Raw genomic sequence first — 19,013 nt, 5'->3', positions numbered from 1 at the left:
GCACGGTATCGGCATTGAAAAACCGACCCTGCCGACCACTCTTGCCAAGTTGGCGAGCATTGTTCCGACTCCGGTGGGAGAAAATGATTCCCCAAACGGACCAGGACAAGTCTCTACCTAAGTCAAATGGACCAGCGAACGCTGATCCCCCGTAGCGCGCGATTATCTAGTAGGCCGCGTGACAACGCATCAGGGACAGCGAAGTATTTATCGAGAAAACTCTCTGTTTAGCCTCGAAACAGACCCGAAAAGATGTTTCAAACGCTTTCAGACCTGTAACAAGAAGGTTACCGGGCCGTCGTTGACCAGATGCACCTGCATGTCGGCGCCGAATCTACCTGATGCCACAGTGCCATGCACCTGTTTCGCTTGGCTAACCAAATAGTTGAACAACTCTTCTCCCAGGATCGGCGGCGCGGCCGTCGAAAAGCTCGGGCGCAAACCGCTTTTGGTGTCCGCCGCCAGGGTGAACTGTGAAACCAGCAGCAAACCGCCACCGACGTCAGCCAAGGACAGGTTCATCTTGCCCTCGGCATCGCTGAACACCCGATAGTTAAGCAGCTTATGCAGGAGTTTGTCGGCGCTGGCCCGGGTATCCTCGGGCTCGACAGCCACCAGCACCAGCAAGCCCTGGTCCACGGCACCGACGACTTCTCCTGCTACTTCGACCCGGGCGCCGCGAACTCGTTGCAACAAACCCTTCATGCTTCTTCGGGCGGCAAATCAAGCAAGCGCCGGGCCATTTGCGCAGCGGCGCGCACCAGGGCGTCGGTGATACCCGGCTCAGACGCGGCGTGACCGGCGTCGCGGATCACCTGCAATTCACTATTGGGCCAGTTCTGATGCAGTTCCCAGGCATTGTCCAGCGGGCAGATCACGTCGTAGCGGCCGTGCACGATGACACCCGGCAAATGGGCGATCTTGCCCATGTCGCGAATCAGCTGGTTCGGCTCGAGGAAGGCGTTGTTAGTGAAATAGTGGCATTCGATCCGGGCAATCGACAGCGCCCGCTGCGGCTCGGAGAAGCGATCGACCACCAGCGGGTTCGGACGCAGGGTCGCGGTGCGACCTTCCCAGGTGGACCAGGCCTTGGCCGCGTGCATCTGGGCGATCTGGTCGTTCCCGGTGAGGCGCTTGTGGAAGGCGCTCAGCAGGTCGTCGCGTTCGTCCAAGGGAATGGGGGCGATGTAGTCCTGCCAGTAATCGGGGAACAGGCGACTGGCGCCAGCCTGATAGAACCACTCGATTTCCTGCGGACGGCAGAGAAAGATCCCACGCAGAATCAGGCCGTGTACCCGTTCCGGATGGGTCTGGGCGTAGGCCAGGGCCAGGGTCGAGCCCCAGGAGCCGCCAAACAGCACCCACTTTTCGATGCCCAGGTGCTTACGGATGCGCTCCAGGTCTTCGACCAGATCCCAGGTGGTGTTGTTCTCAAGGCTGGCATGGGGGGTAGAACGACCGCAGCCGCGCTGATCGAAGGTGACGATGCGATAGAGGTTCGGATCGAAGTAGCGACGGCTCTGCGCATCGCAACCCGCACCCGGGCCGCCGTGGATGAACACCACTGGCAGGCCTTCGGGGGAACCGCTTTCATCGACATAGAGCGTGTGGGTGTCATCGACAGCCAGATCGTGCCGGGCATGGGGTTTGATCTGCGGGTACAAAGTCTGCATTGAGCGCTCCGTAAGGGGTCGAGTCATCCCTGTAGGGACATCTATTTAGTCTGCCGTCCGGCATCATAAACCCGAATTACCTTAATGAGCATGTCCCCTGCGCAGTCAAAGCGTGTCAGTGAGGTATGCCAACAGTGCGCGATACATCTGATCGACCTCTGGCACCTGGCCCCGGCCCCGCAAACAGCCGTGAACCAATCCTCCGCCTATATACAGCACAGCGTCCACGCCTGCGGCGTTCAACCGCTCGCTGTAGAGGACACCGTCGTCGCGCAGCGGGTCCCATTGCGCCACGATGACCAGCGCTGGCGGCAAGCCGTTCAGGTCATCGGCGAGCAGCGGCATGGCGTAGGGCGACGCAGGAGCGCCGCCCAGGTAAAGCCGGTGATAGTCGTCCAGGTCGCGGCTGCTCAGCAGTGGCGCGTCGGCACATTCGTGTCGCGAGGGCAAATCCACAGGACCACCGAGGGCGGGATAAATCAGCACCTGGGCCTGGGGCAACGGCTGCCCGGCATCGCGCAAAGCCAGGCATAACGCAGCGGCGAGGTTACCCCCGGCGCTGTCGCCGACCACCAACCGGCGGTGAGGGTCGATAACAAAAGGGGCGGACGCCAGATGGAGCCACACCGCCAAGCAATCGTCGAAGCCCGCCGGAAACGGATACTCCGGGGCCAGCCGATAATCCACCGCCACCACCAGCGCGTCGAGGGTGGAAGCCAGCTCCATGCAGATGAAGTCATGGGAGTCCAGGTCCCCCACCACCCAACCGCCTCCGTGCAGGTAGAGCACGCACGGCCAGCCTTCGCAGGGTGGCTCGATCCGAGGGTGATAAGCCCGCACGACCACGCCGGCCAGCTCGAAATCCTCGACCTGCAACGCCTCCGGGCACGGTGGGGTGAACGCCCGGCACATTTGGCTGTAGGCCTGGCGCAAGCCGGTGAGGCTCTCGTCTGGGCTGTTGAAGCTCAGGGTTTTGTCGATGAAGGCTGACATTGCCTGGGAGATTGGGTAGGTCATCGTGGTTTGCCGTAGATCGCCAAGATGTGGCTCGGAGGCTTTGTGGCGAGGGAGCTTGCTCCCGCTTGAGCGCGCAGCGCTCACAAGATTCTTGGGGCGGCTTCGCCACCCAGCGGGAGCAAGCTCCCTCGCCACAGGGGTTATCAGTGGCCAGAAAATTGCCTCAGTTCTTGAGACTGGCCTGCACCGCCGCCACGCCATCCTTGCCATCAAAACTGGTCACGCCGGCCAGCCAACGCTGAAGATCCTCGGGATGATCACGCAGCCATTGCCGGGCGACCTCCTGGGGTGTCTTGCGCTCCATGATCGGCACCATCAACTGGCTTTCCTGGGCGGCGGTGAAGGTCAGGTTTTCCAACAGCCGATTCACGTTCGGGCACCGCTGGGCGTAGTCCGGCGCGGTCACCGTGGAAACGGTCGCGGCGCCTTCGTTCGGGCCGTAGACGTCTTCGCTGCCGGTCAGGTAGGCGATGTTCATGTTGATGTTCATCGGGTGCGGAGTCCAGCCAACGAACACCACGAACTCCTTGCGATTGACCGCTCGCTGCACCGCAGCCAGCATGCCCGCCTCACCGGATTCGATCAGCTTGAAGTCCTTGAGGCCGAAGTGATTGGTTTCGATCATGGTCTTGATGGTGGTGTTGGCTCCACTGCCCGGCTCGATGCCATAAATCTTGCCGCCCAGTTGGTCCCTGAACCGGGCGATGTCGGCAAAGGTCTTGAGCCCTGCCGCCGCCACGTAGTCGGGTACCGCCAGGGTGGCCTGGGCGTCGGCCAGGCTCGGCTTGTCCAGCACCTTCACTTGGTTGGCGGCCAGGAATGGGGCGATGTTCTTGTCCATCGCCGGTTTCCAGTAGCCCAGGAAAATGTCGAGGCGCTTGTCGCGGATGCCGGCGAAGATGATCTGCTGCACGGCGCTGGTCTGTTTGCTGTCGTAGCCCAGGCCCGTGAGCAATACATCGGCCATGCCGCTGGTGGCGATCACGTCGGTCCAGTTGACCACGCCCATGCGCACGGTCTGGCAGGATGCCGGCTCGGCCGCCATCGCCCCGGTGCTCAAAATGACGGTACCGCAGAGGGTCGACAGACAGCGTTTGAACAGTCTTTTCATCGGGAGGGTCTCGTGCGGCAGCGGATTATTGTGGGCCGGTGTCTTTGTGCACCGTGTCCGAGACATTACGCAGCGCCGAGGGGGTGAAGGTGACCTGTGGCGACTCGGTTTTGCACGGTGGCGACAGATCTCGTACGAGGCTCCAGGACAAACACAATCCTGTGGCGAGGGGATTTATCCCCGCTGGGCCGCGAAGCGGCCCCAAAAAATGGATGATCTACACCGGCTCTACAAGGTGCCTTCAGGTTTTTGGGACTGCTGCGCAGTCCAGCGGGGATAAATCCCCTCGCCACAGAGGTACGCGCACCGTTTATTTTTTGTAGGTCTTCCGCCCCCACGCCAACAAGCCTTCCAGCAATTGCTTGAGCACCACCTGGGTCGGCTCCGCCAGGTCGGCGCGGTAGTTGAACGGTTCGAACTCTTCCATGTAGGTGCTCTGGCACAGCTCCAGCTGCACCGCGTGGATGTCTTCGGCCGGGTTGCCATAGTGCCGGGTGATGTGTCCGCCCTTGAACCGCCCGTTGAGCACATGGGTGAATTCATCATGGCGGGCGCAGATGGCTTCGAGCTGGCTGGCCAGCGTCGGGTCGCAACTGGCGCCGTTGAAGGTGCCGAGGTTGAAGTCCGGCAGCTTGCCGTCGAACAGGTGCGGGATCACCGAGCGAATCGAGTGGGCATCGAACAGCAAGGCATAGCCGAACTCGGCCTTGAGCCGCGCCAGTTCCTGTTGCAGCGTTTGGTGATACGGCATCCAGACCTGTTGCAGGTAAGTCGCCCGCTCCTCAGCCGACGGCTCCAACCCTTGGCGAAACAACGGCACGCCATCGAACAGCGTCGCCGGGTACAAACCGGTGGTGGCGCCGACGTACATCGGCTTGTCGTCAGAGGGACGGTTCAGGTCGATGACAAACCGTGAATACTCAGCGGCCAGGGTGCTGGCGCCCAGTTCAGCGGCGAACTCGTAGAGCCTGGGAATGTGCCAATCGGTGTCTGGCAGGCTTTGCGCCTCGGGGATCAGCCCGGCCTGCACCGCCGGGGTCAGGCGCAGGCCGGCGTGGGGCATGCTGATCAACAGCGGCACGCGCCCTTGCTTGAAATTCAGAACCTTCTCCACAACCGTTCTCCTCAATCGATTTCAACGCCGTGACGCACGACGCGTTTTTCCAGATCGCCACCGAGCCAGTACGCCAGGTCGGCCGGGCGGTCGATGTGCCAGGCAACAAAATCCGCCACCTTGCCGACCTCCAGCGAACCGTGGGTTTGCGCCATGCCCAAGGCCTGGGCCGCATGAATCGTCGTCCCGGCCAAGGCTTCTTCGGGCGTCATCCGGAAACAGGTGCAGGCCATGTTCAACATCAGGCGCAACGACAACGCCGGCGAAGTCCCGGGGTTGAGGTCGCTGGCCACGGCGATCTTCACGCCGTGCTTGCGCAGGGCGTCCATGGGCGGCAGCTGGGTTTCCCGCAGGAAATAAAAGGCCCCCGGCAGCAACACGGCCACGGTGCCGGATTCAGCCATGGCCTTGGCGTCGTCCTCGGTCATGAATTCCAGGTGATCGGCCGACAACGCCTGATAACGGGCTGCCAGGCTTGAGCCGTGCAGCGACGACAATTGCTCGGCATGCAGCTTCACCGGCAGCCCCAGTTGTTGCGCGCAGATAAACACCCGCTCGACCTGCGCCGGGGAAAACGCCAGGTATTCGCAAAAGGCATCTACCGCGTCCACCAGCCCTTCGGCCGCCAGGGCCGGCAGCATCTCGGCGCAGATATGTTCGATGTAGTCATCGGCGCGATCTTTGTATTCCGGTGGCAAGGCGTGGGCCGCCAGGCAGGTGCTGCGCACGCTGACCGGCAACTCGGCGCCGAGACGGCGGATAACCCGCAGGATCTTGCGCTCGCTCACCAGGTCGAGGCCATAGCCGGACTTGATTTCTACTGTGGTCACACCGTCGTGCATCAGGCTTTTCAGGCGCTTGGCGGCGCTGGCGAACAGCTCGTCTTCGCTGGCGGCCCGGGTGGCGCGCACGGTGCTGGCGATGCCGCCGCCGGCCGCGGCGATCTCGGCGTAGCTGACGCCTTGCAGGCGCTGCTCGAATTCACCGCTGCGGTTGCCGCCGAACACCGTGTGGGTGTGGCAGTCGATCAGCCCCGGGGTGACCCAGGCGCCCTTGAGGTCGTTGACCGCCGGGTAGTCACCGGCCGGCAGTTGGGCACGCGGGCCGATCCATTGAATGTGCTCGCCCTGGGTGACGATGGCGGCGTCTTCGATGATCGAGTAGACGCCCTGGGCCATGGTGGCGGCGTGGCAGTTTTGCCAGAGGGTTTTCATCCCGGTTTCCTCGTCGCGTTCAAAATCGAATCGCGAGCAAGCTCGCTCCCACAAGGGTCAGGGTGTACCCCAAATGAATGTTCAACCCCTACCCCTGTGGGAGCGAGCTTGCTCGCGATGAGGCCCTTACAGGCTCGGCAACAACTTCGCCGTGATCAGTTCATTCAGGCAACGGCTGGCCAACAACTCACTGGCCGCATTGATGTCCGGCGCAAAGAACCGGTCCTTCTCATAAAACGGTACGTCTGCACGCAAAAGGGCTCGCGCCTGTTCCAGTTTCGCGGAGGTCTTCAAACCGCCCCGCAGGTCCAACCCCTGACACGCCGCCAGCCATTCCACCGCCAGGATCCCACGGGTGTTCTCGGCCATTTCCCACAAACGCTTGCCAGCGGCCGGGGCCATGGAGACGTGGTCTTCCTGGTTGGCCGAGGTCGGCAGGCTGTCCACCGAATGCGGATGGGACAGTGCCTTGTTTTCGCTGGCCAGGGCGGCAGCGGTGACCTGGGCAATCATGAAGCCGGAATTCACTCCTCCATTGGCCACCAGGAACGGCGGCAGTTGCGACATGTGCTTGTCCATCATCAACGAAATCCGCCGCTCGCTCAGGGAGCCGATTTCGGCAATCGCCAAGGCCATGTTGTCGGCGGCCATGGCCACCGGTTCGGCGTGGAAGTTGCCGCCGGAAATCACGTCGCCCTCGGCGGCGAACACCAACGGGTTGTCCGACACGGCGTTGGCTTCGATCACCAGCACCTCGGCGGCCTGGCGGAACTGGGTCAGGCAGGCGCCCATGACTTGCGGTTGGCAGCGCAGGGAATACGGGTCCTGGACCTTGTCGCAGTTCTGGTGCGAATCAGACACTTCGCTGCGCTCGCCCAGCAGATCGCGGTAAGCAGCGGCGGCATCAATCTGGCCTTTCTGGCCGCGAGCGGCATGGATGCGCGCGTCGAACGGCGAGCGCGAACCGAGCACCGCTTCCACCGTCAGGCTGCCCAGGGACAGGGCGGCGGCGAACAGGTCTTCACCTTCGAACAGGCCACGAAGGGCAAACGCGGTGGACACCTGGGTGCCGTTGAGCAGCGCCAAGCCTTCTTTCGCCGCCAGGGTCAGCGGCGCAAGGCCGGCCACTTTCAGGGCATCGACGGCAGGCAGCCATTCGCCTTTATAGCGCGCCTTGCCTTCGCCCAGCAGCACCAGGGACATGTGGGCCAGCGGGGCCAAGTCGCCGGAAGCACCGACCGAACCTTTAAGCGGAATATGCGGATAGACCTCGGCATTGATCAGCGCAATCAGCGCATCGATCACCTGCCGACGGATGCCGGAAAAACCCCGGCTCAGGCTGTTGACCTTGAGCACCATGACCAGTCGGACCAGTGCATCGCTGATCGGCTCACCCACGCCCGCGGCATGGGACAGCACCAGGGAACGCTGCAGGTTTTCCAGGTCTTCACTGGCGATGCGGGTCGAGGCCAGCAAGCCGAAACCGGTGTTGATGCCGTAGGCGGTGCGGTTCTCGGCGAGGATCTGCTCCACGCAGGCCACACTGGCCTCGATCTGCGCCGAGGCACTGGCGTCGAGACTCAAGGTCACCGGTTGCTGATAGATCTCACGTAATTGAGCCAGGCTCAGTTGGCCGGGGATCAAGTTCAAAGCTGTCATTTCATGCTCCTTTTGAGAGTGTTTTTATTCACCCGCCAATCGCTCCGGAATGTTCCGTTATCCGTCACCTTCGCTTTTTGAGCGATGCTTTATGGGCAATAGGTGCCTTGGCACGCTGTCGGTTTTTTGATCAATTCAAATTTGGTAAAGCATCGTGCAGCACAAAGGGATCTTTGAGCAGCGCGGCGGCGCTGGCGATATCCGGCGCCAACCAGCGGTCCTGGTCATAGGCCGGAACGCGCTCGCGCAGCAGTTTCCAGGCGACATCGGTGCCGGCGCCGAAGCGCTGCGCCTTGAGAAATTCAAAAGCCTGGGCCGCCAGCAGGTATTCGATGGCCAGGATCTGCGTGCAGTTTTCCAGCGCCCTGTGCAGCTTCAAGGCAGCATTGGTGCCCATGCTCAAATGATCTTCTTGCAGGCCCGAGGTGACGAAGTTGTCGAGCACCGCCGGTTGCGCCAGTTGGCGATTTTCCGCACACAGCGACGCCGCCACGTATTGCACGATCATCATTCCCGAGTTCACGCCGGGATTGGCCACCAGGAACGCCGGCAGGCCGCTGACGTGGGGGTTGATCAGGCGGTCGAGGCGGCGTTCGGCGATGGAGCCAATCTCGGCCATGGCAATCGCCAGCAGGTCCGCCGCCATCGCCACTGACTGGCCGTGGGGATTGGCCTGGGACATCACCCGGAAACTTTCAGGCGTGCCGAGCAACAGCGGGTTATCGGTGGCGGCGTTGAGCTCGGTTTCGATCTGTTGCCGTGCGTGCGCCAACTGATCGCGAGCAGCACCGTGCACCTGGGGGATCGAGCGGATGCTCAAGGCATCCTGGGTACGAATGCCCAGGCTCGAGGCGATGACTTCGCTACCGTCGAGCACGGCCCGCAAGTTGATCCCGACCTGTTGCATGCCTGGGTGCGGCTTGAGGGCGATGATCTCGGCATCGAACGCGGCAATCTGCCCGCGCTGGGCCTCGAAGCTCATGGCGCCTATTACGTCGGCCCATTGCACCAGGCGCGTCGCATCGGCCAGGGCCAGGCAGCTGAGGCCGGTCATGCATGGGGTGCCGTTGACCAGGCACAAACCGTCCTTGGCGCCCAACTGCACCGGTTGCAAGCCTTCGGCAGCCAGGGCCTGTTGCGCCGGCATGATTTGCCCGCGATAGCTGACCTGGCCGACGCCCAGCAGCGCGATACTGATGTGGGCCATGTGGGTCAGGTAACCCACCGAACCCTGGGACGGCACTTGCGGTGTGATGCCCTGGTTGAGCAGCGCGAGCAACGCCTCGACCACCCGACGATGGATGCCGGATTTGCCCTGGCTGTAGTTGAGGATGGCGGCGCAGAGAATCGCCCGGGTCTGTTCATCGGTCAGCGGCGCGCCGACGCCACAGGCATGGCTGAGCAGGGTGTTGCGTGACAGTTGGCTGAGTTGTTCGTCCTTGAGCGAGACATTGCACAAGGCCCCCAGGCCGGTGTTGACGCCATAGGCGCGCTCACCGCTTTCGACGATACGCTGGACGATGGCCTGGGCATTGTCGATCCGCGCCCAGGCTTGGGCCGATAGCTCAAGCACAGCGCCGAAACGAGCGACGGCGACCACGTCCTGCCAACGCAGGGGGGTGTCGGCGATTACGATTTTTTTAGCCTGGGACATCCTCAACCTCATGGAAAATTCATCTCAGCAGCACATCTGGCTCAAGGCATAGCCCTTGTGGCGAGGGAGCTTGCTCCCGCTTGAGTGCGCAGCGCTCACAAGATTTGTGGGGCGGCTGCGCCACCCAGCGGGAGCAAGCTCCCTCGCCACAAAAGCACGCCCACCACAGCCTCACACCACCGCCGCTCGCCGCTGCACAAACCGATCGACATACTCATCCGCCGGCGAGTGCAGGATCTCCCGGGGCGTGCCGACCTGGATCAGCTTGCCATCCTTGAGGATCGCGATGCGGTTGCCAATGCGCACGGCCTCGTCGAGGTCGTGGGTGATGAAGACGATGGTCTTGTGCAGGGTCTTTTGCAGCTCCAGCAACTGGTCCTGCATTTCCGCGCGGATCAGTGGGTCGAGGGCGCTGAAGGCTTCGTCCATCAGGATGATGTCGGTGTCCGCCGCCAAGGCCCGGGCCAGGCCCACGCGCTGGCGCATGCCGCCGGAGAGCTGGTGCGGGTATTTGTTCTCGTAGCCCTTCAGGCCCACGGTATTGATCCAGTGCAGCGCCCGCTCGGCGCACACTTCTTTGCTCTCGCCGCGCACTTTCAAGCCATAGGCGACGTTGTCCAGCACGCTCTTGTGGGGCAGCAGGCCGAAGCTCTGGAACACCATGCTGATCTTGTGCCGGCGAAATTCGCGCAGGGCGTCCATGTCCAGTTGCAGGATGTCTTCGCCGTCCACCAGGATCGCGCCGCTGGTGGGGTCGATCAGCCGGTTGAAGTGGCGCACCAGAGTGGATTTGCCGGAACCGGACAGGCCCATGATCACGAAGATCTCGCCAGTGCCGATGCTCAACGACAGATCGTTCACACCAACCACACAACCGGTTTCAGCCAGCACCTGGTCCTTGGTCTTGTTCTGGTGGATCAGCGCAAGGGCTTCCTTGGAGCGATTGCCGAAAATCTTGAAGACGTTCTTGACTTCGATCTTGCTGATGGCTGCGTTGTTCATTTGCTCACCTCATGCCGAGGACGACCATAGGCCTGGGTAATGCGGTCGATGACCACGGCGAGAATCACGATGGCCAGCCCGGCCTCCAGGCCACGTCCGACGTTGAGGGTCTGGATGCCCACCAGTACGTCTTCGCCCAGGCCACGGGCGCCGATCATCGAGGCGATGACCACCATCGACAGGGCCATCATGGTGGTCTGGTTGATCCCGGCCATGATGCTCGGCAGGGCCAGGGGCAATTGCACGCCGAACAGCTGCTGCCAGCGGTTGGCGCCGAAGGCGTTGATGGCTTCCATCACTTCGCCGTCGACCTGGCGAATCCCCAGGTCGGTCAAGCGAATCAACGGCGGCGCGGCGTAGATCACCGTGGCGAAAATCGCCGGGACCTTACCCAGGCCGAACAACATCAACACCGGAATCAGGTACACGAAGCTCGGCATGGTCTGCATGATGTCCAGCAATGGCATCAGCACCGAACGCAGGCGATTGCTGCGCGCCGAGAGGATGCCCAGGGGAATGCCGATCAACACCGAGATCAGCGTCGCCACCAGCATCAGCGCGAGGGTCTGCATCAGTTTGTCCCACAGGCCTACCGCACCCACCAGGAACAACAGGCCGACGATGACTGCCGTGGCCACGACCTTGCGGGTGGCGTGCCAGGCAATACCGCCGACGATGGCCAGCATCAGCCACCAAGGCGCCATGCGCAGCAGGCCTTCGAGGTTGACGATGGCCCACAGCAGGGTGTCGGAGATGTGCCGGAACACATCGCCATAGTTGGTCACCAGGGAGTCGACCCAACCGTTGACCCAATCGGCGATGGAGAAGGTAAAGCTTTCGGGAAACATAAGAGACTCTCGATCAAGTGGATGCGGTGAACGTCCCGGCCAGCCCCACGGTTGGCCGGGAAAGATTCGACCTACAGAGCCGCGTCGATTTTCTTGGCAGCGTCTGCACTGACCCAGGCGTGCCAGACTTCAGGATGTTCCTTCAAGAAGATCTTCGCCAGTTTCGGCGACTCGATCCGCTCCTTGGCCATGCGCCCGAGGTTCTGGTTCAGGATATCGATCGGCAGATTGACCTTTTCCAGTACCGCCACCAGCTCTGGAGCTTCGTCGTGGAAGGTCTTGGACAGGCCGACCTTGATGCTCACGCTTTTATCCACGCCAGGTTTCTCTTCCAGTTTCACCAGGTCCACCTGGCCCATCAGCGGCGTTGGCGACCAGTAGTAGAACAGGATCGGCTCGCCACGCTTGTAGCTCGACAGCACCGCCGCATCCAGGGCCGGGCCGGTGCCTGGACGGAAGTTAGTGTAGGTTTTTTCCAGGCCATAGCTTTTCAGCATTTCGCTGTTGTCCAGCTCGCAGGTCCAGCCGGCTGGGCAGTTGTAGAAACGGCCCTTGGACGGTTCCTCCTGATCCTTGAACACGGCGGCGTACTGGCCCAGGTCGGCGATGTTCTTCAGGCCCGGCGCCTTGGCTTCAAGCTTGCGCTTGGCGTCGCCTTCAATCACGTAGCGCGGCACGTACCAGCCTTCGATGGCGCCCACGACCGGGGCGCCGACGCCAACCACTTTGCCGGCCTTCTCGGCCTTGTTCCAGACTTCACTGCGGCCGACCCACTCTTCGGCAAACACCTGGATGTCGTTGCTGCTCAGGGCATTCTCCATGGTGATGGAGTTGCCTGGCAGGCTATCGGTTTTGCAGTCGTAGCCTTTTTCCAGCACCACTTGCAGGACGTCGGTCAGCAGCATGGCGCTTTCCCAGTTCAGGCCGGCGAACTTCACCGGTTTGCCCGACTCGCACCAACCCGCCGCTTGCGTAGCGCCGGCGCTGGCCAGCAGGCCCATGGAAAGCAATGTGGTCAGCAGGGTCTTGTTCGACTTCATTATGTGACGCTCCTAATCAGTTGGATTGGCTTACGGCAGTCAAGAGGCATCCAGCCCTGTCAACGTCCCATCAGACCGCTTGAATGCGGCCCGCCCTGCTCGGTTGTGCGTCAACCGCGTCCTGCTCGATCGGCAGGATCAATTGATCGGGTACTGCGCTGTGCCACTTCCTGGCGGCGAGGTAATACAGCGCCGCCGGAACCACCAGGCCGATGATCCAGGAAATATCCACACCCCCCATCGCCTCCACCAGCGGACCGGTATAGAACTTGGTGGCGATGAACGGCAATTGAACCAGTACGCCTACTACATAGACGCTGATACCGAGGGCGTTCCAGCGCCCATAGCGACCGTTCGGGTCGGCCAGTGCCGGCACGTCGTAGCGCTCGCGAGTGATGCAGTAGTAGTCCACCAGGTTGATCGCGCTCCAAGGCGTAAAGAACGCTAGCAAGAACAAGATGAAAGACTTGAACGCACCTAGGAACGAGTGCTGGCCGAGCAGCGCGATCAGGGTCGCGGCGCCGACGATGACCAGCACAAAGACCAGACGCTGCAAGCGCGTTACGTTCAGGTGGCCACGGAAACCGCTGATGATGGTGGCAATGCACATGAAGCTGCCGTAGGAGTTCAGCGTGGAAATGGTGACCTTGCCGAACGCGATGCTGAAGTACAGCAGCGCAGCGGTGGCGCCGGTACCACCCAGGCCAACGATGTAGGCCACTTCGTGGCCGGCGAACTGCCCGTTGGCCGAGGCGGCGGCAAACACGCCGAGGATCATCGCCACCTGTGCGCCGATGACTGAACCTGCGCCTGCGGCAAAAAAAGTTTTCACCGAGGACGTCTTGCTCGGCAGGTAACGCGAATAGTCAGCCACGTAGGGGCCGAAGGCGATCTGCCAGGAGGCCGCGAGCGACACCGCCAGCAGGAAGCTGCTCCAGCTGAAATGGCGGATTTGCAGGAGTGCGCCAACGTCCGTCTGGCTGATCAGGCGGGCGAACAGGTAAACGAAGGCAATGACACCAATGATGCTGGCGACACGGCCAATGAAGTGAATCACTCGATACCCGAGCACCGTGACCAGCACGATGACACTGGCGAAAATGAGAATGCCGACACTGTCGCTGACGCCAAACAACTGGCCCAGCGCCTGGCCGGAAAGCACCGTTCCCGTTGCGGTGAAACCCAGGTACATCAGGCACACCAGCACGATCGGGATGGCCGCGCCATACACACCAAACTGCACCCGGCTGGAGATCATCTGCGGCAGGCCAAGCTTGGGTCCTTGTGCGGCATGCAACGCCATGACGCCACCGCCGAGCAGTTGGCCGATCAGCAACCCGATCAACGACCAGAACACATCACCGCCCAGCACCACCGCCAAGGCACCGGTGACAATGGCAGTGATTTGCAGGTTGGCCCCCATCCAGAGGGTGAACTGGCTCAACAATCGGCCGTGTCTCTCCGCTTCCGGGATGTAGTCGATCGAACGTTTCTCGATCAACGGCTTGCTGCTTGCACGTGTGCGGGTGACAGCCATGGTTCAACCTCTGTGGATTGTTTTGGGGCTCTATGGTGGAACAGCCCCCTGTGGGAGCGGGCTTGCTCGCGAATGCGGTGTGTCATTCAACACATGTGTCGGATGTAAAACCGCCTTCGCGAGCAAGCCCGCTCCCACCGGGGAATTCGGGTTATTTGCCAGTGATCATCGGCAGATTCAGCCCCTGCTCTTTCGCGCAATCGATGGCGATCTGGTAACCGGCATCGGCATGGCGCATCACGCCAGTACCCGGGTCGTTGTGCAGCACACGAGCAATGCGCTCGGCCGCTTCGTCGGTACCGTCACAGACAATCACCATGCCCGAATGCTGGGAGAAGCCCATGCCGACGCCGCCACCGTGGTGCAGCGACACCCAGGTCGCGCCGCTGGCGGTGTTGAGCAAGGCGTTGAGCAGCGGCCAGTCAGAGACTGCATCGGAGCCGTCCTGCATGGATTCGGTTTCACGGTTGGGGCTGGCCACGGAACCGGAGTCCAGGTGGTCGCGACCGATGACGATAGGCGCCGACAATTCGCCGCTGCGCACCATTTCGTTGAAGGCCAGGCCCAGCTTGGCGCGCTGGCCCAGGCCGACCCAGCAGATCCGCGCCGGCAGACCCTGGAAGCTGATGCGCTCGCGGGCCATGTCCAGCCAGTTGTGCAGGTGGGCGTCGTCGGGGATCAGTTCCTTGACCTTGGCGTCGGTCTTGTAGATGTCCTGGGGATCGCCGGACAGCGCGGCCCAGCGGAACGGACCGATGCCGCGGCAGAACAGCGGACGGATGTAGGCCGGGACGAAGCCTGGGAAGTCGAAGGCATTTTCGACGCCCTCTTCCTGGGCCATCTGGCGGATGTTGTTGCCGTAGTCGAAGGTCGGCACGCCCATTTTCTGGAAGGCCAGCATGGCTTTGACGTGGACAGCCATCGATTGCTTGGCGGCCTTCACCACGGCAGCCGGTTCGGTCTTGGCGCGGGCACGGTATTCGTCCCAGGTCCAGCCGGCCGGCAGGTAACCGTTGAGCGGGTCGTGGGCACTGGTCTGGTCGGTGACCATGTCCGGGCGCACACCACGACGAACCATTTCCGGCAGGATTTCAGCGGCGTTCCCACACAGGGCGATGGAAATGGCCTTGCCTTCGGCGGTGTATTTTTCGATACGGGCCAGGGCGTCGTCCAGGTCGGTGGCCTGCTCGTCGACGTAGCGGGTCTTGAGACGGAAATCGATGCTCACCTGCTGGCACTCGATGTTCAGCGAGCAGGCACCGGCCAGGGTGGCGGCCAGCGGCTGGGCGCCACCCATGCCGCCGAGACCGGCGGTCAGGACCCAACGGCCCTTGAGATTGTTGTCGTAGTGCTGGCGACCGGCTTCGACGAAGGTTTCGTAGGTGCCCTGGACGATGCCCTGGCTGCCGATGTAGATCCAGCTGCCGGCGGTCATCTGGCCGTACATGGCCAGGCCCTTGGCATCCAGCTCGTTGAAGTGTTCCCAGGTGGCCCAGTGCGGTACCAGGTTGGAGTTGGCGATCAGTACGCGCGGAGCGTTGGTGTGGGTCTTGAACACGCCGACCGGCTTGCCGGATTGCACCAGCAGGGTCTCGTCGTCATTCAGGTTGGTCAGGCTTTCGACGATCTTGTCGTAGCACTCCCAGTTACGCGCCGCACGGCCGATGCCACCGTAGACCACCAGTTCCTTGGGGTTCTCGGCCACTTCCGGATCAAGGTTGTTCATCAACATGCGCAGCGGTGCTTCAGTCAGCCAGCTCTTGGCGGTCAGCGTGTTACCGCGTGGGGCGCGAATGACAACATCACGGTATTTTTCGGGTTTGCGGGTAGCGTCGGTCACAGCAAAAACTCCTCAGCGATCAATCCAGACCAGCCCGGGCGGTGGGCAGCGATTTAGCGAACGTTGCGTAGAAGATCGGTGACTCATACGCATACGTCTTTACTTGTATGTACAAGCATATGCAATCAAGCGGCCAAGTTGTTGGAGGTGGCGTTCAGAAACGGTTGGGGAATTGGCTGAAAGCCTTGTGATTTCAGGGCTGCTGAGCGGCATGAAATTTTTTAAGAGGGTTTTCGAGAGGGCAATCGGAGGGTCACAGAAGCATGGTATTGCGCCACGCTGGGGCATTCGGTAACAAATTGGTGCGCAAAGAGGAAACAGCGAGGACAAGGCTTTTTGTGGCGAGGGAGCTTGCTCCCGCTGGGCTGCGCAGCGGCCCCAAAAAACCACGGGCGCTGCGCACCCGAGCGGGAGCAAGCTCCCTCGCCACGAGAGTGTGTTAGCCGGAAATCAATGGGGCGTCAGCTCAATCACGCAGCATTGACCGTGAGTGGAGACATCCACCAACCCGGTGTTACCGCTCAGTTGCAAACAGTCGTAGAGACCCAAGTCCACAGCGGACTCACCAATCTTGATAGCCAGTCCCGGGGCGGCACTGAACACCAGCACCGTTTCCGCGTCACTGAAAAACCGCTGCTGGCCGCCCAACCACTGCAACCGCGCCCGGTAACGTTGCGGCGCATAGATCAGGTTAAAGTCACGAATCGGTCCACCCAGCAACGTGCAAAACACATGGCTCTCGCCGCTGAACGCAAAGGGGTCCAGCGGATGCAGAGGCCGCGTGACCTGGCCATCGACGCTCAGGCTCATGCCGTCACCCTGCAAGACGCTGATGACTCGTTCGTAACCGGCGAACGTGGAAAAGCCACCCGACTCAGCGATATCGGCGATCGACAGACGCCAGCCGAAACCTTCCAGGCCGGTACCCGCATCGCGGGTGATTTCTTCGGTGCTGCCGCCGCCGTTTTTCCACGGCATGCGTGGGTAATCCGCAGCGCGTAAAACCTTCAAGTCACTCATTTATGAAACCGACCTTCCAGACGATGACGGGAACCGGGGTGAATCAGCCGCGCGGCGGTCACTGGCTGGCGGCCGGACCAGGTCCGGCGGCGGATCAACAGGCACGGCTCGCCCCGTTCGATCTGCAGCAGTTTGCATTCGCTCGGCTCGGCAAGGATCGCTTCGACCACATGCTCGCCTTCGGTCAGCGGTGCGACCTGGTTCAGATAGGCGTAAGGCGTTTGCAAAGTGAAGTCTTGCTTGAGGTAATCAGGTGCCACCAGCGCATTGACGAAGCGGTCTTCGATTTGCACGGGAATGTCGTTTTCAAAATGCACGATCAGCGAGTGGAACACCTTCTGCCCTTCCCGCATGTCCAGGGCCAGGGCGCGCTCGGAACCGGCGGCCTCTTCTTCCAGGGTGATGACCTGGCACGTGTGGCGATGCCCACGGGAGGCAATTTCGTCGGCGATGTTATGCACTTCGAACAACGCGGACTGGCTCTTGGGCTCGGCCACGAAAGTGCCGACACCCTGCATACGCACCAACAGGCCGTCGGCGGTCATTTCCCGCAGGGCGCGGTTGATGGTCATGCGGCTGAAACCCAGCTGGCTGACCAGCTCGCTTTCCGACGGCACGCGGTAATGCGGCGGCCAGTTTCCACTGTCGATCTGCTGGGTGATCATCTGTTTGACGCGGGCGTACAAGGGCGCCGGACTGTCACCCATGTTTGCGGCCAGCGGCGGTTTGGCAGGCGGAGTCGGCACGGCGGTTCCCTGTTCTGCGAATAAGGTTGCTAGCTTGCCGGAGTTTACCGGCCAGGCAAACGTCTGTATATGTATATACAAATTACGCACGATGAGGTTGAACCATGTCCGCCTTCTTTGCCGAACGCGCACTGCTGCCTAGTGGATGGGCCAATGCTGTACGTCTTGAAGTCGACGCCAAGGGCGTCCTGACTCATGTCCAGGCCGATTCTCACGCAGACGGCGCCGAACGGTTGAGGGGGCCCCTGCTGCCGGGCATGCCGAACCTGCACTCCCACGCCTTCCAGCGCGCCATGGCCGGATTGGCGGAAGTGGCGGGCAATCCCAACGACAGCTTCTGGACCTGGCGCGACTTGATGTACCGTCTCGTCGGAAAAATCAGCCCCGATCAACTCGGCATCATCGCTCGACAGCTGTACATCGAAATGCTCAAGGCCGGTTACACCTCGGTCGCCGAGTTCCACTATGTGCATCACGACACCGACGGCACGCCTTACGCCGACCCAGCGGAGCTGGCCTTGCGCATCAGCCATGCCGCCAGCGCCGCCGGCATCGGCCTGACGCTGTTGCCGGTGCTCTACAGCCATTCCGGTTTTGGCGGCCAGGCACCCAATGACGGACAGCGACGCTTCATCAACAGCACCGAAAACTACCTGAAGCTTCAGTCACGCTTGCAGCCGATCCTGGCCGGGCAACCGGTCCAGGCACTGGGTTTGTGCTTCCACTCTTTGCGCGCCGTGACGCCTGGGCAGATCCAAGAGGTGCTGGCCGCGAGCGACCGCGATTGCCCGGTGCACATTCACATCGCCGAGCAGCAGAAAGAGGTGGATGACTGCCTGAGCTGGAGCGGCGCCCGTCCGCTGCAATGGTTGTACGAAAATACCGAGGTGGACCAGCGCTGGTGCCTGGTCCACGCCACCCACGCCAACGCCCACGAAGTCAGCCTCATGGCCAAAAGCCGGGCGATTGCCGGCCTGTGCCTGACCACCGAGGCCAATCTGGGCGACGGTATCTTCCCGGCCGTGGACTTCCTCGCTCAGGGTGGACGCCTGGGCATCGGTTCCGACAGCCATGTGTCATTGAGCGTGGTGGAAGAATTACGCTGGCTGGAATATGGCCAACGGCTGCGGGATCAACGGCGCAACCGCTTGTACCGGACGGATCAGCCGATGGTCGGTCGCACCTTGTTCGATGCGGCGCTGGACGGTGGCGCCCAGGCCCTGGGGCAACCGATCGGCGCCCTCGAGATCGGCAAGCGCGCCGACTGGCTGGTGCTCGATGGCAACGATCCGTACCTGGCAACGGCCCAAGGCGACGGGATCCTCAACCGCTGGTTATTTGCCGGCGGGGACCGTCAGGTGCGCGACGTGATGGTCGGCGGACAGTGGGTTGTGCGGGACGGGCGTCATGCCGTGGAAGAGGAAAGCGCTCGGGCGTTTACCCAGGTATTGCGCGAACTTCTGGGCTGACACGGATAAAAAATGTGGGAGCGGGCTTGCTCGCGAAGAGGCCTTCACATTCAACAGAGATGTTGACTG

Annotated in this window: 16 protein-coding genes; 1 reads left to right on the top strand and 15 read right to left on the bottom strand. The window is 61.9% G+C overall.

Features of this window, described 5'->3' with window-relative positions:
* Window positions 1-267: 267 nt before the first annotated feature.
* From dtd to hutC, 15 genes are all read right to left on the bottom strand, one after another.
* On the bottom strand, window positions 268-705 hold the full coding sequence (gene dtd / locus CD58_RS01810) for a D-aminoacyl-tRNA deacylase (RefSeq protein WP_025211383.1): 438 nt from the start codon (window positions 703-705) through the stop codon (window positions 268-270).
* Entirely contained in the window at window positions 702-1,673 is a 972-nt protein-coding gene (pip, locus tag CD58_RS01805) for a prolyl aminopeptidase (protein WP_003196909.1), read from the bottom strand. The genes dtd and pip overlap by 4 nt, the downstream gene beginning before the upstream one ends.
* 105 nt (window positions 1,674-1,778) lie before the next feature.
* Window positions 1,779-2,690 carry an alpha/beta hydrolase gene (locus CD58_RS01800; RefSeq protein ID WP_025211382.1) on the bottom strand — a complete coding sequence of 304 codons (912 nt, stop codon included), beginning with the start codon at window positions 2,688-2,690 and terminating at the stop codon, window positions 1,779-1,781.
* 163 nt (window positions 2,691-2,853) lie between these two features.
* The gene (locus tag CD58_RS01795; protein WP_025211381.1) at window positions 2,854-3,801 is read right to left on the bottom strand and encodes a choline ABC transporter substrate-binding protein; all 948 of its coding nucleotides are present in this window, start codon (window positions 3,799-3,801) and stop codon (window positions 2,854-2,856) included.
* Between the two features lie 310 nt (window positions 3,802-4,111).
* On the bottom strand, window positions 4,112-4,915 hold the full coding sequence (gene hutG / locus CD58_RS01790; RefSeq protein ID WP_025211380.1) for an N-formylglutamate deformylase: 804 nt from the start codon (window positions 4,913-4,915) through the stop codon (window positions 4,112-4,114).
* Between the two features lie 11 nt (window positions 4,916-4,926).
* Window positions 4,927-6,129 carry an imidazolonepropionase gene (gene hutI, locus CD58_RS01785; RefSeq protein WP_025211379.1) on the bottom strand — a complete coding sequence of 401 codons (1,203 nt, stop codon included), beginning with the start codon at window positions 6,127-6,129 and terminating at the stop codon, window positions 4,927-4,929.
* Between the two features lie 126 nt (window positions 6,130-6,255).
* The gene (gene hutH / locus CD58_RS01780; protein WP_025211378.1) at window positions 6,256-7,788 is read right to left on the bottom strand and encodes a histidine ammonia-lyase; all 1,533 of its coding nucleotides are present in this window, start codon (window positions 7,786-7,788) and stop codon (window positions 6,256-6,258) included.
* 130 nt (window positions 7,789-7,918) lie between these two features.
* The gene (gene hutH / locus CD58_RS01775) at window positions 7,919-9,442 is read right to left on the bottom strand and encodes a histidine ammonia-lyase (protein ID WP_025211377.1); all 1,524 of its coding nucleotides are present in this window, start codon (window positions 9,440-9,442) and stop codon (window positions 7,919-7,921) included.
* Between the two features lie 171 nt (window positions 9,443-9,613).
* Complete coding sequence (locus tag CD58_RS01770) at window positions 9,614-10,444, bottom strand: quaternary amine ABC transporter ATP-binding protein (protein ID WP_049866938.1); 831 nt, start codon at window positions 10,442-10,444, stop codon at window positions 9,614-9,616.
* Entirely contained in the window at window positions 10,441-11,292 is an 852-nt protein-coding gene (locus CD58_RS01765) for an ABC transporter permease (protein ID WP_003196893.1), read from the bottom strand. The genes CD58_RS01770 and CD58_RS01765 overlap by 4 nt, the downstream gene beginning before the upstream one ends.
* A gap of 71 nt (window positions 11,293-11,363) precedes the next feature.
* Window positions 11,364-12,332 carry an ABC transporter substrate-binding protein gene (locus CD58_RS01760; protein WP_025211376.1) on the bottom strand — a complete coding sequence of 323 codons (969 nt, stop codon included), beginning with the start codon at window positions 12,330-12,332 and terminating at the stop codon, window positions 11,364-11,366.
* A 70-nt stretch (window positions 12,333-12,402) separates the two neighbouring features.
* Window positions 12,403-13,869: a purine-cytosine permease family protein gene (locus CD58_RS01755; protein ID WP_025211375.1), complete on the bottom strand. Its 1,467-nt coding sequence runs from the start codon at window positions 13,867-13,869 to the stop codon at window positions 12,403-12,405.
* Window positions 13,870-14,020: 151 nt separating this feature from the next.
* Window positions 14,021-15,709 (bottom strand): urocanate hydratase, encoded by a 1,689-nt coding sequence (gene hutU / locus CD58_RS01750; protein ID WP_025211374.1) that lies wholly within the window; start codon window positions 15,707-15,709, stop codon window positions 14,021-14,023.
* 450 nt (window positions 15,710-16,159) lie between these two features.
* Window positions 16,160-16,729, bottom strand: a complete 570-nt coding sequence (locus CD58_RS01745; protein WP_025211373.1) for a HutD family protein — start codon at window positions 16,727-16,729, stop codon at window positions 16,160-16,162.
* Complete coding sequence (gene hutC / locus CD58_RS01740; RefSeq protein WP_185046008.1) at window positions 16,726-17,436, bottom strand: histidine utilization repressor; 711 nt, start codon at window positions 17,434-17,436, stop codon at window positions 16,726-16,728. Before hutC ends, CD58_RS01745 begins: the two co-directional genes overlap by 4 nt.
* 143 nt (window positions 17,437-17,579) lie before the next feature.
* Between hutC and CD58_RS01735 the strand changes: the two genes are divergently transcribed.
* On the top strand, window positions 17,580-18,944 hold the full coding sequence (locus tag CD58_RS01735) for a formimidoylglutamate deiminase (protein WP_025211371.1): 1,365 nt from the start codon (window positions 17,580-17,582) through the stop codon (window positions 18,942-18,944).
* Window positions 18,945-19,013 lie beyond the last annotated feature (69 nt).

This window comes from Pseudomonas brassicacearum, from assembly GCF_000585995.1.
Lineage (GTDB): Bacteria > Pseudomonadota > Gammaproteobacteria > Pseudomonadales > Pseudomonadaceae > Aquipseudomonas > Aquipseudomonas brassicacearum_A.
Note: the sequence above shows the minus strand (reverse complement) of the source record. Positions and strands in the feature narration are given on the sequence as shown.

What these genes read in the sequence shown, in the direction of transcription:
- dtd (WP_025211383.1), bottom strand. Translation starts at nt 705, where the DNA reads ATGAAGGGTTTGTTGCAACGAGTTCGCGGCGCCCGGGTCGAAGTAGCA.
- pip (WP_003196909.1), bottom strand. Translation starts at nt 1,673, where the DNA reads ATGCAGACTTTGTACCCGCAGATCAAACCCCATGCCCGGCACGATCTG.
- CD58_RS01800 (WP_025211382.1), bottom strand. Translation starts at nt 2,690, where the DNA reads ATGACCTACCCAATCTCCCAGGCAATGTCAGCCTTCATCGACAAAACC.
- CD58_RS01795 (WP_025211381.1), bottom strand. Translation starts at nt 3,801, where the DNA reads ATGAAAAGACTGTTCAAACGCTGTCTGTCGACCCTCTGCGGTACCGTC.
- hutI (WP_025211379.1), bottom strand. Translation starts at nt 6,129, where the DNA reads ATGAAAACCCTCTGGCAAAACTGCCACGCCGCCACCATGGCCCAGGGC.
- hutH (WP_025211378.1), bottom strand. Translation starts at nt 7,788, where the DNA reads ATGACAGCTTTGAACTTGATCCCCGGCCAACTGAGCCTGGCTCAATTA.
- hutH (WP_025211377.1), bottom strand. Translation starts at nt 9,442, where the DNA reads ATGTCCCAGGCTAAAAAAATCGTAATCGCCGACACCCCCCTGCGTTGG.
- CD58_RS01770 (WP_049866938.1), bottom strand. Translation starts at nt 10,444, where the DNA reads ATGAACAACGCAGCCATCAGCAAGATCGAAGTCAAGAACGTCTTCAAG.
- CD58_RS01765 (WP_003196893.1), bottom strand. Translation starts at nt 11,292, where the DNA reads ATGTTTCCCGAAAGCTTTACCTTCTCCATCGCCGATTGGGTCAACGGT.
- CD58_RS01760 (WP_025211376.1), bottom strand. Translation starts at nt 12,332, where the DNA reads ATGAAGTCGAACAAGACCCTGCTGACCACATTGCTTTCCATGGGCCTG.
- CD58_RS01755 (WP_025211375.1), bottom strand. Translation starts at nt 13,869, where the DNA reads ATGGCTGTCACCCGCACACGTGCAAGCAGCAAGCCGTTGATCGAGAAA.
- CD58_RS01745 (WP_025211373.1), bottom strand. Translation starts at nt 16,729, where the DNA reads ATGAGTGACTTGAAGGTTTTACGCGCTGCGGATTACCCACGCATGCCG.
- hutC (WP_185046008.1), bottom strand. Translation starts at nt 17,436, where the DNA reads ATGGGTGACAGTCCGGCGCCCTTGTACGCCCGCGTCAAACAGATGATC.
- CD58_RS01735 (WP_025211371.1), top strand. Translation starts at nt 17,580, where the DNA reads ATGTCCGCCTTCTTTGCCGAACGCGCACTGCTGCCTAGTGGATGGGCC.